At 38.6% G+C, this 14,754-nt stretch carries 15 protein-coding genes; 10 read left to right on the top strand and 5 right to left on the bottom strand.

All coding sequences use genetic code 11. From position 1 onward, the window contains the following. Nucleotides 1–189 precede the first annotated feature (189 nt). Genes RG565_RS03845 through RG565_RS03835 form a run of 3 tightly spaced genes read right to left on the bottom strand, consistent with a single transcriptional unit; the run spans nucleotide 190 to nucleotide 3,553 of the window. Nucleotides 190–1,578, bottom strand: coding sequence for an ABC transporter permease (locus RG565_RS03845; protein ID WP_003068202.1), 1,389 nt, complete (start codon nucleotides 1,576–1,578; stop codon nucleotides 190–192). Nucleotides 1,579–1,601: 23 nt separating this feature from the next. Continuing rightward, on the bottom strand, nucleotides 1,602–2,249 hold the full coding sequence (locus tag RG565_RS03840; RefSeq protein ID WP_003030192.1) for an ABC transporter ATP-binding protein: 648 nt from the start codon (nucleotides 2,247–2,249) through the stop codon (nucleotides 1,602–1,604). Between the two features lie 11 nt (nucleotides 2,250–2,260). Continuing rightward, nucleotides 2,261–3,553 carry an ABC transporter permease gene (locus tag RG565_RS03835; protein ID WP_247936947.1) on the bottom strand — a complete coding sequence of 431 codons (1,293 nt, stop codon included), beginning with the start codon at nucleotides 3,551–3,553 and terminating at the stop codon, nucleotides 2,261–2,263. Between the two features lie 267 nt (nucleotides 3,554–3,820). Here RG565_RS03835 and RG565_RS03830 point away from each other — a divergent pair, with 267 nt between their 5' ends. The 10 genes from RG565_RS03830 to RG565_RS03785 all read left to right on the top strand — a co-directional run bounded on the left by RG565_RS03830 (nucleotide 3,821) and on the right by RG565_RS03785 (nucleotide 12,941). Further along, nucleotides 3,821–4,675 carry a bifunctional methylenetetrahydrofolate dehydrogenase/methenyltetrahydrofolate cyclohydrolase gene (locus RG565_RS03830; RefSeq protein WP_070670119.1) on the top strand — a complete coding sequence of 285 codons (855 nt, stop codon included), beginning with the start codon at nucleotides 3,821–3,823 and terminating at the stop codon, nucleotides 4,673–4,675. Nucleotides 4,676–4,760: 85 nt separating this feature from the next. Continuing rightward, nucleotides 4,761–5,618, top strand: a complete 858-nt coding sequence (locus tag RG565_RS03825) for an NAD(P)H-hydrate dehydratase (RefSeq protein ID WP_247936948.1) — start codon at nucleotides 4,761–4,763, stop codon at nucleotides 5,616–5,618. 310 nt (nucleotides 5,619–5,928) lie between these two features. Further along, complete coding sequence (locus tag RG565_RS03820; RefSeq protein WP_247936949.1) at nucleotides 5,929–6,735, top strand: TraX family protein; 807 nt, start codon at nucleotides 5,929–5,931, stop codon at nucleotides 6,733–6,735. Between the two features lie 127 nt (nucleotides 6,736–6,862). Next, entirely contained in the window at nucleotides 6,863–8,203 is a 1,341-nt protein-coding gene (xseA, locus tag RG565_RS03815; protein WP_247936950.1) for an exodeoxyribonuclease VII large subunit, read from the top strand. Then, entirely contained in the window at nucleotides 8,181–8,393 is a 213-nt protein-coding gene (locus RG565_RS03810; protein WP_003041167.1) for an exodeoxyribonuclease VII small subunit, read from the top strand. The genes xseA and RG565_RS03810 overlap by 23 nt, the downstream gene beginning before the upstream one ends. Continuing rightward, nucleotides 8,390–9,292 carry a polyprenyl synthetase family protein gene (locus RG565_RS03805; protein WP_247936951.1) on the top strand — a complete coding sequence of 301 codons (903 nt, stop codon included), beginning with the start codon at nucleotides 8,390–8,392 and terminating at the stop codon, nucleotides 9,290–9,292. The genes RG565_RS03810 and RG565_RS03805 overlap by 4 nt, the downstream gene beginning before the upstream one ends. Next, entirely contained in the window at nucleotides 9,258–10,073 is an 816-nt protein-coding gene (locus RG565_RS03800; RefSeq protein ID WP_247936952.1) for a TlyA family RNA methyltransferase, read from the top strand. The genes RG565_RS03805 and RG565_RS03800 overlap by 35 nt, the downstream gene beginning before the upstream one ends. Further along, the gene (locus RG565_RS03795; protein WP_247936953.1) at nucleotides 10,066–10,497 is read left to right on the top strand and encodes an arginine repressor; all 432 of its coding nucleotides are present in this window, start codon (nucleotides 10,066–10,068) and stop codon (nucleotides 10,495–10,497) included. The genes RG565_RS03800 and RG565_RS03795 overlap by 8 nt, the downstream gene beginning before the upstream one ends. A 7-nt stretch (nucleotides 10,498–10,504) precedes the next feature. Then, entirely contained in the window at nucleotides 10,505–12,163 is a 1,659-nt protein-coding gene (gene recN / locus RG565_RS03790; RefSeq protein WP_247936954.1) for a DNA repair protein RecN, read from the top strand. Between the two features lie 46 nt (nucleotides 12,164–12,209). Next, the gene (locus RG565_RS03785; RefSeq protein WP_247936955.1) at nucleotides 12,210–12,941 is read left to right on the top strand and encodes a metallophosphoesterase; all 732 of its coding nucleotides are present in this window, start codon (nucleotides 12,210–12,212) and stop codon (nucleotides 12,939–12,941) included. Nucleotides 12,942–13,003: 62 nt separating this feature from the next. Here RG565_RS03785 and RG565_RS03780 read toward each other — a convergent pair whose 3' ends face one another. Beyond that, nucleotides 13,004–13,978 (bottom strand): siderophore ABC transporter substrate-binding protein, encoded by a 975-nt coding sequence (locus RG565_RS03780; protein WP_247936956.1) that lies wholly within the window; start codon nucleotides 13,976–13,978, stop codon nucleotides 13,004–13,006. Between the two features lie 23 nt (nucleotides 13,979–14,001). Further along, nucleotides 14,002–14,754, bottom strand: a complete 753-nt coding sequence (locus RG565_RS03775) for an ABC transporter ATP-binding protein (protein ID WP_247936957.1) — start codon at nucleotides 14,752–14,754, stop codon at nucleotides 14,002–14,004.

Below are 14,754 nucleotides of genomic sequence, written 5' to 3'. Positions count from 1 at the left end.
AAGCAAACTAAAAGAGCTTCATCTTTTCGACCGGGTCGACAGAGCCAATCCAAAGCGGTTCATTTTATCGACCAAGTCGACAAAGCGAACCTCACGTCATTTCATCCGAGAGTCAGTCTAGCTGTCTATAAAATAAATCGGTCCGTCAACTTAGCTGACGGACCGATTTTGTCTGAACTCATTGATATCTTATTTGCTGTTATCTCCCATTAGTAAGTCTTTTGGTTGCTTACTAAGGAGCGTGATTGAAGCAATGAGGACGGAAACGATGATAATCGCAAGTCCAAAGATGACCACCTTGGTCATATCATCAGGAGATACATGTACATTGAGGCTAGTGAGGGTCTTGTTAAAGCCATCCACTTCAGCCCCGCCTCCAAGATTGGCGCTCTTACCTTCTCGAGCTAGTTTTTCAGCAATACCACTGGTAACTTGTTTTAAAATGCTATTTCCCATCACCTTGCTGACAGCACTACCTGCAAAGTAAGCACCAATGAAGCTAAATATACTTACAAAGAGAACTTCTGTGATAAATTGGAAGAAAATCTTTGTTTTGCTAATTCCCATTGAAAGCATGATTCCCATTTCTTTTCTACGACCATTGATCCATAAGAACAAGACTAGCGTAAGAACAATCGCTCCAAAGATTAGAGTTCCGATTAAGAGGTTTCCAGTAACGCCGTAAATACCGTTAATAGAAGATTGAAGTGCTGGGAAGTTGCTTGTGCTCTTAACAAGGGTGTAGGCTTCCCAATCAATAGATGATATTTCTTTTACTTTCGCCATTACTTTATCAATATCTTGGCTACCATTTACAAAGAAAGTAGCATCTTGATAAATAGCGTTTTTATCTGTTGAACCTTGTAAAGTTTTAGTCGTTTCTAAGTCTGTGATAAAGGTATTTTCATACAATTCTTGAGGACTAGAAACGCCTCCTTTATTTTTCCCGTCAAAAATCCCGATAACTGTCACTTTAGTCGTTTTATTAGCTTTACGAACGTTATCATAGTCATAAGTATTCGATTTTATATTAATCGTATCGCCGACTTTAAGTTTGTTCTTTTCTGCAAAATCTTTATGAATTAAAGCAACATTTTTGTCATTTTTGTTGATATGTCTACCTTCAACTAGTTTGAAGGTTTCTGCGGTAAATTTATCATCTTTCGATGAATCGTTGATACCTGTTGCCATAATGGCACGGCCGAATTTTTGTTTTCTATCTTCGCTTTCAAAGTCGGTTTCTCCAGATTCAACCAATTGGTGATCAATTAAGTCAGCGACAACATTCATTCGTTTGATGTAGCCAGAGATACCTTTAACTTTTTCCACAGCTTCGATATCTTCGCCTTTAAGATTTCCTGCTCCGCGAGGGGTACCTTGGTTCACTTCGCGGTTAATCTGCATTGAGAAACTGCTAGTGATATTTTTAAAAGTCTCTTTTGAAGCGGCGTCTGTTGCATTTTTAACAGCAATACTGCCAAGTGTTAAAGTAGAGATGGCTAACAGGATTAAAAAGATAATCAGTGTTTTTATTTTTTTGCGCCATACATAGGCAAGAGCGTTCTTTATCGTTAACATATAATTTCTTCTCCTTGGAGGTCTTATTTATAATTCTTAGTGACTTCGACTAAGTTCTTATTGCTTAACTCTAAGACGACGTCTGCTTTATTAGCTAACTCTTTGCTGTGTGTCACCACAATCACACATTTATTTTTTTGTTTAGCTGATTTAATTAGGACTTCAATGATGTCCATGGCAGTACCTTCATCTAAGTTCCCAGTTGGTTCATCTGCTAAGATAATTGGTGCTGTAGATGCAAGAGCGCGTGCAATAGCAACCCGTTGCTGCTGGCCACCTGATAATCGTAATACGTTACGATGGATTTCTTTTTCGTTGAGTCCAAGTTGTAGTAAGCTATCTTTATTTGCTTGAGAATTTACGAGTCGAACATTCTCCATCGGAGTTAAGTAATCGATTAAATTATAATTTTGGAAAACCAGGGAGATTTGTTTCCGTCTGTGATGGTTATAGCCTTTTTGAGCGATGTCTTGATCTTCAAAGAGGATTTTTCCTTTTGTAGGAGTATCAAGTCCTGCAAGAAGGGAAAGCAAGGTTGATTTTCCTGCACCAGATTTCCCTATAATAGCATAAAATTTTCCTTCTTCAAATGAAGCTGTGATCTGATTCAATACATTTTCTTGTAGGCTATTGTATTGGTAACTAACTGAATCCATTTTTAAAATTGTCATGTTTTGTCTCCTTAACTTATATCGGTTAAAATATCTTTTGGTTTTTTATGTAGGATAATAGAAGATGAACCTACTACTGCAAGTAAAATAATGATGAGCAGTATTCCATAAGTCATCAGAATAGTAGAGGCATGTAAGTGCGGAACGATATTTTCAAAAATAGCGGATGAGCTATCTTGTTGTTGACCGCCTTTTATAAACCCTTTGAATACCATAGTGGAAATATAAGAGCCACTAATAGAAGCTAGTGCCATACTAAATACTGATATGATAACCAGTTCCAGTATGAATTGAGAGATAATCATCGCTTTTGAAATACCGAGAGATAATAGTACTCCGATTTCATAAATCCTTTCTCTCAACCAGAACATGAGAATCAAGGAAAGAACGATGATACTTCCAATAATGATACTGAAAGTTAAAACATTAATAATCTGTTTGAAACTGGTAACAGAAGAAGAAACTGCTTCAAAAGCCTTAGAATTTTTAACAAGATCAGTTTGCTTCCAATCAATTTTTGACTTTTTGACTGTATTGATGACTTTATCAATTTGATTTGGATTTGATACGAAATAAACGGCTGCAGATAATTTATAATCAGCTGGTTTGTAACCTTGTAAGTGTTGGCTCGATTCATAGTCCATATAGACAGTATTTTCTGTCGCATCTGAGCTTAAACCTGTTTGTTTCTCTTCTTTTTTTCCAGAGAAGATACCAGCAATTTCAAACTCTACTTCATGGAGTTGTTTAGCATCCTCATCCTTTAAGGAGGTTCCCTTTAGTTTTAGTTTATCTCCAACTTTTAAATGATTCTTTTTAGCTAATTTTTCATGGATGAGAATCTTGGATTTATCGCCTTTACGAATTGGCTTTCCTTGTTCAAGTTTGAAAACACCACTTGCAAAGGTTGTTTCTAGAGTAGAATCACTTGTTCCTAATGCAGCAACCAGATTGTTGAGGACAGGGTTTTGATTGTCTCTTGTGACACCTTGTTTTTTCTTAACAACAGTTTTATCTGTCAAACTTGCTAAAGCATCGTATTTGAAGTTGAATTTTGAAATTTCTTTATTCTCAAGTAATTTTTCTGCTGTTTTTAGTGAAAGTGGTCGTTCAAGTGTTTTGCTAGTTATTGTAAAGCCAGTATTTGATGCGTCATAGATTTTCTTTTCGATATTATTAGTCGTTCCCATAATAGAAAAGCTACTAGTTAAGGCAGTTGAAATGAGAGTAAGTATCAGAAATACAAGAAGAGTTTTAACTCTTTTTCTACTGATGTAATTCAAAGCCTGCTTGGCTATTTGCATAATTTTCTTCCCTTCTATATATTTTAAACTAAATCGGTACCGTGTTCTATGTTAAAGCAGTTACCTTAAAATAGTTTTAAGGTTTAAGGTAATTTTAAGTTTTTTGGCTCCTTTTTTTCTGTTTTTTGTGTAAATTTTCATAAAATGGTAGAAAAAGGGGGAAAGACAAGGTTGGTTTCGCTCTATAACTTTCTATAAAATAAGTCTATAGGGCAAATGAATGAATTTCTGCTATAATAGAATGAAGAAAATAGAAATGAGAGTTATATGGCAAAAATAATTGACGGAAAAGCTTTGGCAGAAAAATTACAAGCACAATTAGCGGAGAAAGTTCGTAAACTAAAAGACCAAACAGGCTTGGTACCTGGACTTGTAGTGATTTTAGTGGGCAATAACCCAGCTAGTCAAATCTATGTGAGAAATAAAGAGCGGTCAGCTTTGGCTGCAGGACTGCGAAGTGAAGTGGTGCGTCTGCCAGAAACAACAACCCAAGAAGAGCTGCTGATTTTGATTGAAAAGTACAATCAAGATCCAGATTGGCATGGGATTTTAGTTCAATTGCCGCTGCCAAAGCATATTGATGAAGAGGCGGTACTGTTAGCAATTGACCCTGATAAAGATGTGGATGGCTTTCACCCAATGAATATGGGACGCCTTTGGAGTGGTCATCCTGTCATGATTCCCTCCACACCTGCTGGCATTATGGAAATGTTTCATGAGTACGGTGTAGAATTAGAAGGTAAACGTGCTGTTGTCATTGGACGGAGTAACATTGTCGGAAAGCCCATGGCACAGCTTTTACTTGCTAAAAATGCAACAGTAACTCTGACGCATTCACGGACACATCACTTGTCAGAGATTACAAAAGAAGCTGATATTTTAGTTGTCGCTATCGGCCGTGGGCATTTTGTGACGAAAGATTTTGTCAAAGAAGGCGCGGTCGTGATTGATGTTGGCATGAACCGTGATGAAAATGGTAAATTGATTGGTGATGTGAAATTTGATGAAGTATCTGAAATCGCGAGTCTCATCACTCCTGTACCAAGAGGGGTTGGTCCGATGACCATTACTATGCTCATGGAGCAAACCTATCGAGCGTGCAAGCGGAGTTTGAAGAAATAGAATGCGACACGTCTATTTCTTTTATGGTAAAACAAAGGTAAACAAGGGTGTCACTTCTCTACTGGCATAGGTGAAGGGAGCAAACATGGAAGTAGTAGACTATACATTATTGAAAAAGATTATTCAGCCACGTGCGCTCAATAGTCACAAGGGAGATTATGGTCGTTTGTTGTTGATTGGCGGGACGTATCCTTTTGGTGGAGCGATTATCATGGCAGCCTTAGCGGCAGTTCATAGCGGAGCTGGTCTAGTGATGGTTGCGACGGATAGAGAAAATATTGTAGCTGTTCACGCTCATTTACCAGAAGCGATGGCTTTTGATGTACAAGATAAAAAGCTATTGACCGAGCAAGTCCAAAAAGCAGATGTAGTATTGATTGGACCAGGTTTAGCTGAAAGTAAACTTGAAAAATCCGTTTTGCAGCTAGTAGTGGAACTTGTCAGTGAACATCAAGTCTTCATCATGGACGGTGGGGCTATTTCCCTCTTTAGCAAAGAAGCTCTGCCATTTTCGAAAGCGCAGATGATTTTTACCCCGCATCAAAAAGAGTGGGAGCGGTTGAGCGGACTAAAGATAGCTGAGCAAACGGTTGAAAAAAGCCAAGAAGCTGTTAATTCCTTTCCTGTTGGAACTATCGTTGTTCAAAAGAAGCACGGAACGATTATTTTCCAAAGTGGAAATGCAGATTATTTCCAACTGAACATAGGCGGCCCTTATCAAGCAACGGGTGGCATGGGAGATACTCTTGCAGGCATGATTGCAGGCTTTGTAGGGCAGTTCAATAGTAGTTCTTTACTGGAACGTGTAACTGCCGCAGTCTATCTGCATTCAGCCATTGCTGAGGAGTTAAGTAAAGAAAACTATGTAGTCTTGCCAACAGAAATCAGCAAAGAAATCCCTAAGTGGATGAAGAAGCTAGCTAAAAATGAAAATATGTTATAATGAAAAAGTCTGCAGAAGCATTTAAAAATTAGAAAATTTAGCTCTTCTTGTCTGCTTATTGGAGTAATGAATTTGATATTTAGCTCATGAGGCTTAACTACAAGTTGAAAGGAAGAATAATCTTTTTCAATATCCACTATCTTATGAAAAACCATTGTATTTAATGAGGTTGAGATTTCTTATCTTGACTTTATTTTTTTGCCTTACAAAAATGTCACTTTTCTTTCTGAAAATGTAAGTTTATGTAATGGAAAGAACGGGAAATTTTCGATAAGATAATGCTTGTTGAAAAAAATGAAATAGAGATTTTATGATGTTACAATCTTTAAAGAAAGTGTCAAATGCAACGAACTTGAAATTTTTAGCTATTTGTCTTATGTTTTTAGATCATATCCACGAAATGTTTAGTGCTTCTGGTGCTCCGATATGGCTAACAATGCTAGGACGCGTAGTTTTTCCTCTTTTTATGTTTCTGGCAGCTGATAGTTTTTATTATACGCATAATCGAAAAGCTTATTTGAAACGGTTGCTCTTTATGACATGGTTTATGATTATTGGGAACATGATTGTCAGTCACTTTTTCACTAATGGTAAAGTTTGGCTGGCGAATAATGCTTTTGGCGCCTTTTTCTTAGTGGGCATATCTATCTGTGCTTGGGATTTGATGGTTGAGGGTATGAAAGAAAAGAAACTTTATTCATTCTGGAAAGGATTGGGCCTTTTTCATTTACCGATTCTTCTGGCTCTGCCGGCTTTGTTTTTATCGAGTTATCTAACGAGTGAGAATGTATCACCTCTTATGGTTCAAATTATTGCTTTTTTTATCATGGCTATTCCGAACATTCTCGTGGTTGAAGGAGGGGATGTCATGGTTTACCTTGGTCTTTTCTTTTATATCTTCCGCAGACACCGCATAGCACAAATGGTGATATTAGCACTAGTCTCTTTATTTGTTTATTTAACAGATCCAACGTCTGTGCAATGGATGATGGTTTTTGCGGTTATTCCAATGTATTTTTATAATGGTGAAAAGGGTCGTGGTATGAAGTTATTTTTCTACATTTTCTATCCTGCGCACATCTATCTTTTGTATATTTTGGCAAGTTTGTTGGGCTAGGCTCTGCTTAAGATATGGGAAACTAGTCTTTCCTTTTTCGTTGAGGGCTGGAAATGATTTTTTATAGATTGTTTGGTATAATAAAAATTATGAATAAAGAAGCATTACAGGAAATGAAAGGAGAGGAATGTCTGAGTATTTATCCGTGTCAAGCTTGACCAAATACTTAAAATTAAAGTTTGATAAAGATCCTTATTTAGAACGAGTTTATCTGACGGGGCAAGTTTCTAATTTTCGTAGGCGACCTAATCACCAATATTTCTCTCTCAAAGATGAAAAAGCTGTCATTCAGGCGACAATCTGGGGTGGTGTTTATAAGAAGTTAGGTTTTGACTTGGAAGAGGGCATGAAGATTAATGTCATCGGTCGTGTTCAACTCTATGAACCGAGTGGATCTTATTCTATTATCATTGAAAAAGCGGAGCCAGACGGTATCGGAGCTTTGGCGATTCAGTTTGAGCAGCTCAAGAAAAAGCTAGGCGAGGAAGGGCTTTTTGAGGAGCGCTTTAAGCAAGCTTTACCGCAATTTCCAAAGAAAATTGGAGTAGTGACCAGTCCTAGTGGAGCAGTGATTCGCGATATTATCACAACTGTTAGTCGCCGTTTTCCAGGAGTTGAGATAATTCTTTATCCGACGAAGGTGCAAGGCGAAGGAGCGTCTGCTGAAGTAGCTGAAAATATTCGTCGTGCTAATGAGCGAAATGATTTAGATGTCCTTATTATCGGTCGAGGTGGTGGCTCAATTGAAGATCTCTGGGCGTTTAATGAGGAAGTGGTTGTCCGTGCAATTTTTGAATCTCACATTCCGATTATTTCGAGTGTAGGGCATGAAACGGATACGACCTTGGCAGATTTTGTTGCGGATAGACGGGCTGCAACGCCGACAGCGGCTGCGGAATTAGCAACACCTGTAACAAAGTTGGATCTCCTAGCACACTTGCAGCAGCAACAAAATCGGTTAGCAGCCGCCATGTCTAATCGTCTTACTTACAATCGTGAGCGACTAGCTAAGCTGAGTCAGTCCGTCATTTTTCGACAACCAGAACGACTATATGATAGCTACCTGCAAAAATTAGATCAACTAAATTTACGGATCAAGCAAAAAATTCGCGAATATTATAACGAGGAAGTGCAGCGAGCAAGGCTTTTACAACATCGTTTGGAGGCTCTAGCTCTTTTAAGTCAGGTTCAGATTTATCAAGAGCGTGTAGCTCAGTTGGAACGGCTTCTGCGCAGCAATATGGCAGTTGTTTATGACCATAAAGTGGCTGAAGTCAAGCGTCTGTCTGACGCTTTGCTCATGCTGGATACTAGCCGAATTGTGGCTCGGGGTTATGCTATTGTCAAAAAAGATAAACAGGTGTTAGAATCTATTGAGAAAGTCAATAAAAAAGATCAATTAACCATTTTGATGCGAGATGGTCAGATAGAAGTTGAGGTAAAAAATGTCGAAAGAAAAGAAATTTGAAGAAAATTTAGCAGACTTAGAAGTCATTGTACAAAAGTTAGAAAACGGAGATGTTCCTTTGGAAGAAGCGATTTCTGAGTTTCAAAAGGGGATGCAGCTTTCAAAAGAATTGCAAAAAACACTAGATCAGGCAGAAAAAACGCTGGTAAAAGTTATGCAGGCTGATGGCACAGAAACGGAAATGGAATGAAACAAGACGAAAAATTAGCTAGAATTGGGCAAGCTATTGAGACTTTTTATGCTAAAAAAGCAGTATCTGCTGATTTGATAGAAGCGATTCTTTACTCAGTTAATGCAGGCGGTAAGCGAATTCGTCCTCTTTTACTTTTAGAATTGTTAGAAGGTCTAGGACTTGAACTGACAGAAGCACATTTCCAAGTGGCAGCAGCACTTGAAATGATTCATACAGGTAGCTTGATTCATGATGATTTGCCGGCTATGGACGATGATGATTATCGTCGTGGTCGCTTGACCAGCCACAAGAAATTTGGCGAAGCAATGGCTATTTTAGCGGGAGATTCTCTCTTTTTGGATTCTTATGCCTTGATAGCAGAAGCGGCACTACCTAGTCAAATCAAGGTAAACTTAATCGCAGAATTGTCGTTAGCGGCTGGAACTTTTGGTATGGTCGGAGGTCAAGTCCTTGATATGCAGGGCGAAGGAAAGGACATCAGTTTAGCAGAGCTGCAGAATATTCATGCCAATAAAACTGGTAAACTCCTGACCTATCCTTTTATTGCTGCGGGTTTGATTGCTGAAGTAGGAGAATCACAGCAGGAAAAATTGAAAGTAATAGGTCAGCTGCTGGGACTAGCCTTTCAGGTGCGAGATGATATTTTAGATATCACAGCAAACTTTGAAGACTTGGGCAAGACACCGCAGAAAGATGTGGCAGCAGAAAAAGCCACCTATCCAGCTATTTTGGGCTTGAATGGAGCAAAGCGATTCTTTGAAGAACAGCTAGAGGAAACAGAATATTTATTGGCAGAAGTAGAAGCAGAGATTGCTTTTTCAGGCGCGGCTATCAGAAAGATAATAGAAAGTTTAAAACTCAATGACGAAAGAAAGAGTAGATGTTCTAGCTTATAAGCAAGGGCTTTTTGAAACAAGAGAACAGGCCAAGCGCGGTGTGATGGCGGGCTTAGTCGTTGCTGTTGCGAATGGTGAGCGTTTTGATAAACCTGGCGAAAAAATTGATGAAGGCATTGAGTTGAAGCTCAAAGGCGAAAAGCTCAAATATGTCAGCCGTGGTGGCTTAAAATTAGAAAAGGCTTTGCAGGTTTTTGAGATTTCAGTTGAAAATCAGATTACGTTGGACATTGGGGCATCAACGGGTGGGTTTACGGACGTCATGCTGCAAAACGGGGCACGACAGGTCTATGCGGTAGATGTCGGCACCAATCAACTGGCATGGAAACTCCGCCAAGATGAACGCGTCATCAGCATGGAGCAGTTTAATTTTCGTTATGCCAAAGTAACTGATTTTGAGGAGACACCTAGCTTTGCTTCCATTGATGTCAGTTTTATCTCGCTTGGTCTCATTTTGCCAGCTCTGTATAAGATTTTGGCTGAAAATGGAAAAGTTGTGGCTCTCATCAAACCTCAGTTTGAAGCAGGAAGAGAGCAAATTGGCAAAAATGGGATTGTGAAAGATAAAAAAGTGCATCAAGCAGTTTTAGAAAAAGTAACGGACTTTATGGTTGAAGCCGGATTTTCTGTCCAAGGTCTGGATTTCTCCCCTATTCAAGGTGGGCATGGGAATGTGGAATTTTTAGCCTATTTAGAAAAAAGTTCTCACCCAGAAAATCTAGTAAAAACAATGATTACAACGGTCGTAGAGACAGCACATAAGGAATTTAAAGATGAATAAAAAGGAAAGATTAGAAAAAATTAGACATTTTGTGTCGGACTATGAAGTTGGAACACAAGAAGCAATTGTAGAATATTTGAAGAAATCAGGAATTACAGCAACACAGGCAACTGTTTCGCGTGATATTAAAGAATTGGGCATTGTCAAAATTCCGCTGAAAAATAACACTTATATTTATGAACTACCGAAATCAGCTAGTACGAGTTTGAAGTTAGCAGACAATAATATCTTAAAGTTTGAGCTATTGGGAAGTATGATCAATCTCAATCTTGTCCCTGGAAGCACAGCTTTTGTGAAGCGACACATTGTAGAAGACTTCTCTGATGACATTTTTAGTATTTTAGCCGATGATGACACGATTCTCCTTATTTTCCGTAGCGAAGAAATGGCTCATCAGGTATTGGAACAAATCAGGAATTGGTAGATAGCCTATGTTACTTGAAATTTCCATTAAAAATTTTGCAATTATTGAAGAGATTTCCCTCAATTTTGAGCAAGGCATGACTGTTTTGACAGGTGAAACAGGGGCCGGAAAGTCTATTATCATTGATGCTATGAACATGATGCTAGGAAGCCGCGCGACAACAGATGTGATTCGTCACGGTGCATCAAAAGCAGAGATTGAAGGGCTTTTTGCAATTGAGCAGAGTAAGGCTTTGGTTGAAATTTTTGAGCAGCAAGGACTTGATATGACAGAGGAGCTGATTATTCGGCGAGAAATTTTTCAAAATGGACGTAGTGTCAGTCGTATTAATGGTCAAATGGTTAATTTGTCTGTCTTGCGAGCTGTTGGACAGCATTTGGTGGATATTCACGGTCAGCACGACCAAGAAGAACTCATGCGACCGCAGCTGCATATTGCCATGCTGGACGAGTTTGGAGATGACGCATTTTTCAAGCTCAAAGCGGATTATCAACAGATTTTTGATCAGTATCGTCAGTTGCGCAAGCAGGTCTTGATGATTCAAAAGAATCAAGAAGAAAATAAAGCGCGGATTGATATGCTGGAATATCAGATTGCAGAGATTGAAGCAGCTAATTTAAAAGCAGGTGAAGATTTAGCTTTAAATCAAGAACGTGATAAGTTGCTCAATCATAAGCAGATTGCGGACACTTTGACCAATGCTTATGCCATGCTGGATGATGAAGAATTTTCTAGTTTAGCAAATGTTCGATCTGCCATGAATGACATGGAAGCTATTGAAGACTACGACGCCACTTACAAAGAAATTGCGGCCAACCTTTCTGAATCTTACTATGTGTTGGAAGATGTGACAAAGCGTTTGGAGGATATTCTAGAAGACTTGGATTTTGATGGCGGTCGTCTCTTAGAAGTAGAAAGTCGCCTAGACTTAATCTATAGCATTACTCGCAAATACGGCGGTCAAGTAGATGATGTCCTAGCTTATTTTGATCAGATTTCTAAAGAATATGCTCTACTTACTGGGAAAAATCTTTCATCAGACGATTTGGACAAAGAGCTGAAAAAGCTGGAAAAAAGCTTGGTTTCTCTAGCAAGCAGTCTTAGTCAGGCTCGGCACGAATTAGCCCAGCAGTTAGAAGCAGAGATTCAGCAAGAACTGCAAGACCTCTATATGGAAAAGGCGAATTTTCGAGTTCAATTTACCAAGGGAAAATTTAGTCGTGAAGGAAATGAACACGTTGAATTTTATATTTCGACTAATCCCGGTGAAGATTACAAACCACTCGTTAAGGTTGCTTCAGGAGGTGAATTGTCTCGTTTGATGTTGGCAATCAAATCTGCTTTTTCTCGTAAGGAAGGCAAGACTAGCATTGTCTTTGATGAAGTGGACACAGGCGTATCGGGACGTGTTGCACAAGCTATTGCTCAAAAGATTCATAAAATTGGCTCAAACGGACAAGTCCTCGCAATTTCGCACCTGCCACAAGTGATTGCCATTGCGGATTATCAATTTTTCATTGAGAAAATATCTGATGAACATTCGACTGTTTCAACTGTTCGTTTGTTATCAGATGAGGAGCGTGTCGAAGAAATTGCCAAAATGTTGGCGGGTGAAAATGTGACCCAAGCAGCCCTCACGCAGGCTAGAGAGCTCTTGAAAAAATGAAACACTTCTTGGCTTGTGCTAAATGAGTTGTTATCAGGAGGTAATCATGACAAATTATTTTGTAATTGGTGACGTACATGGAAAAGCAAAAATGCTAAAAGAATTACTCAAAAAATGGGATGGAGAGAGCCAACTCATCTTTTTAGGGGATTTGATTGACCGTGGGGAAGCTAGCCGCGCTGTTTTGGAGTGTGTGAAAGAACTTGTTGAAAAGCAAGGAGCGATTTGTATTTCTGGAAATCACGAGTACATGTTTTTAACTTGGTTGGACAATCCTGAGAGCGGCTATGCTCATTATCGTCGCAATGGCGGAGACACAACAATCAATTCCATTTTGGGGCGACCTTTAGATACTCCTGTTGATGGAGTTGAAGACGCAAAGCGCGTGTCGGAAGAAGCGCCAGACCTCGTGTCTTTTATTCGTCAGATGCCTTTCTTTGTTGAAACAGATAACTATATTTTTGTACACGCTGGAGTTGACTTAACTTTAAAAGATTGGCATGAAACAAGCGATTATCAAAAGGTTTGGATACGTGAGCCCTTTCATCAAGGTCTTAATCAAACAGGAAAGATAATTGTATTTGGGCATACTCCGACTTTTTATCTTTTTTCTGAGATGCCTGGGACAAGTCGCCTTTGGCAAACGCAGGATCAAAAAATCGGTATGGATGGCGGAGCTGTCTATGGCGGTGTTCTCCACGGAGTTTTATTTGGAAATGAGGGAATTTTAGAACATCATTTCATCACAAATGATGGTTTCGCGGTAGAAGATGATTAGAAGTTGGGGACGATAAAAGAGCTGGAGAAAATTCATTTAAGGTTTTCTTCAGCTCTTTTATATTATTTCCCAGCTACATTTTTTACATCTTCAATCATCAATTTTGTTGATTCGAGTCCGCCTCCGCTGAGGTACCAAAGGTCAGATGTCAAGTTTACAATAGTTTTATTTTTAGCTGCATTTGTTTCTTGGATCAGTGAGTTATTCAGTAAGTCTTTATTGGCTGAATTGTCCCCACCGATAGCAAGAGTGCGGTTCAGAACAAAGATAATTTCTGGATTGATTTGTTTGATACTTTCAAAGCTGACTTCTTGTCCATGTCTTGATTCCTTAATTTTAGCATCTGTTGGTTTGAACTTCAAAGTGCTGTAAAGAAAAGAAAAACGTGATTTAGCTCCGAAAGCAGACATTGCACCTTCATTTAACATCATCGTCAGAGCCCTTTTATTTGATTTTTCATTGGCAGCAGCAACAGTTTGAATTTCTTTGTCTAATTTAGCTAATTCACTTTTAGCTTTTTTGGTTCCGTATTCCTCAAAGATACTTGCTAAAGAAAGGATGTTTTTCTTGGTAGAACCCCAGTAGTCTTTGTTGTCTGTTTGGAATAATACAGTAGGGGCAATCTCCTTGAGTTTCTTGACATATTGAGCTGTACGACCAGAAGCAATAATCAAGTCTGGTTTTAAAGCTGCGATAGCTTCCATATCTGGTTCTTTCATGTTACCTACATTTTTAATGCTACTTGGTAAATTTTTTAAGTAAGTAGGAAGAGTTTTCTTTGGCATACCGACAATGCTGCTTTCTTTACCTAAAGCACGAATGGTATCAGCTGCACCTAAATCCAGTGTTACAATTTTTTTAGGGTTGGTAGGGACTTTCACATCTCCATTTGCTGTTTTGATAGTGACTTCACTAGAAGCAGATGAAGAGTTTGTCGTTTTTGAATTGGACTGTTTATTGTCGCTGCAAGCAGCGAGTAGCACAACTGCAACAGCTGCGAAGAGAGATAGAAGTAGTGTTTTTGTATTCTTTTTCATTAAAATTCCTCCAAAATTAATATTTATAGGTAAATACAAACTTTTTTACCATTGATTTCTCCAAGGGTAATGTCCATTTCATACAATGGATCTAAAATTTCTTTTCTCATGACCTGATTGGTTGTACCTTGATAAAAGACTTTTCCGTCTTTAAAGGCGACAATTTCATCAACATACTGACTGGCAATATTGATGTCATGAATGACAATGATAATCGTTTTTCCTAAGTCATCAACGAGAGAACGCAAGATTTTCATCATAGAAATACTTTGCTTAATATCTAGATTGTTTAGTGGCTCGTCCAAAAGGATAAAATCAGTGTCTTGAGTGAGCACCATAGCGATAAAAACGCGCTGCAATTGACCTCCGGATAGTGTATCAATAAAACGGTCTCTTAAATCAAGAATGTCCAGATATTCAAGTGCTTGCTCTACTTTTTTGAAATCTTCTTTTGTCAAACGATCCTGACTATAAGGAAAGCGACCGAAAGAAACCAATTCTTCAACCGTTAATTTAGATTGGTAATTGATTTTTTGTTTTAAAATGGTTAATTCTTTGGCGAGCTCTTTTGAGTTCCACGCTTCAATTTCTTTTCCCTTGATACTGAGAAGCCCCTGATCTTTCTTGAGCAAACGGCTCATAATAGAAAGCAGCGTTGATTTTCCAGCACCATTTGGTCCAATAAAGGCGGTGAATTTGCTCGGTGAAATATTCAGTTGAATATCTTCTAAAATTGCTTGATTTCCAAATGATTTGCCAACATTTTTAAATTGCAT

This window comes from Streptococcus sp. IsoGale021 (genome assembly GCF_031142795.1).
Lineage (GTDB): Bacteria > Bacillota > Bacilli > Lactobacillales > Streptococcaceae > Streptococcus > Streptococcus hominis.
The sequence above is the reverse complement of the archived record's forward strand: the minus strand, read 5'-3'. Positions and strand labels throughout refer to the sequence as shown.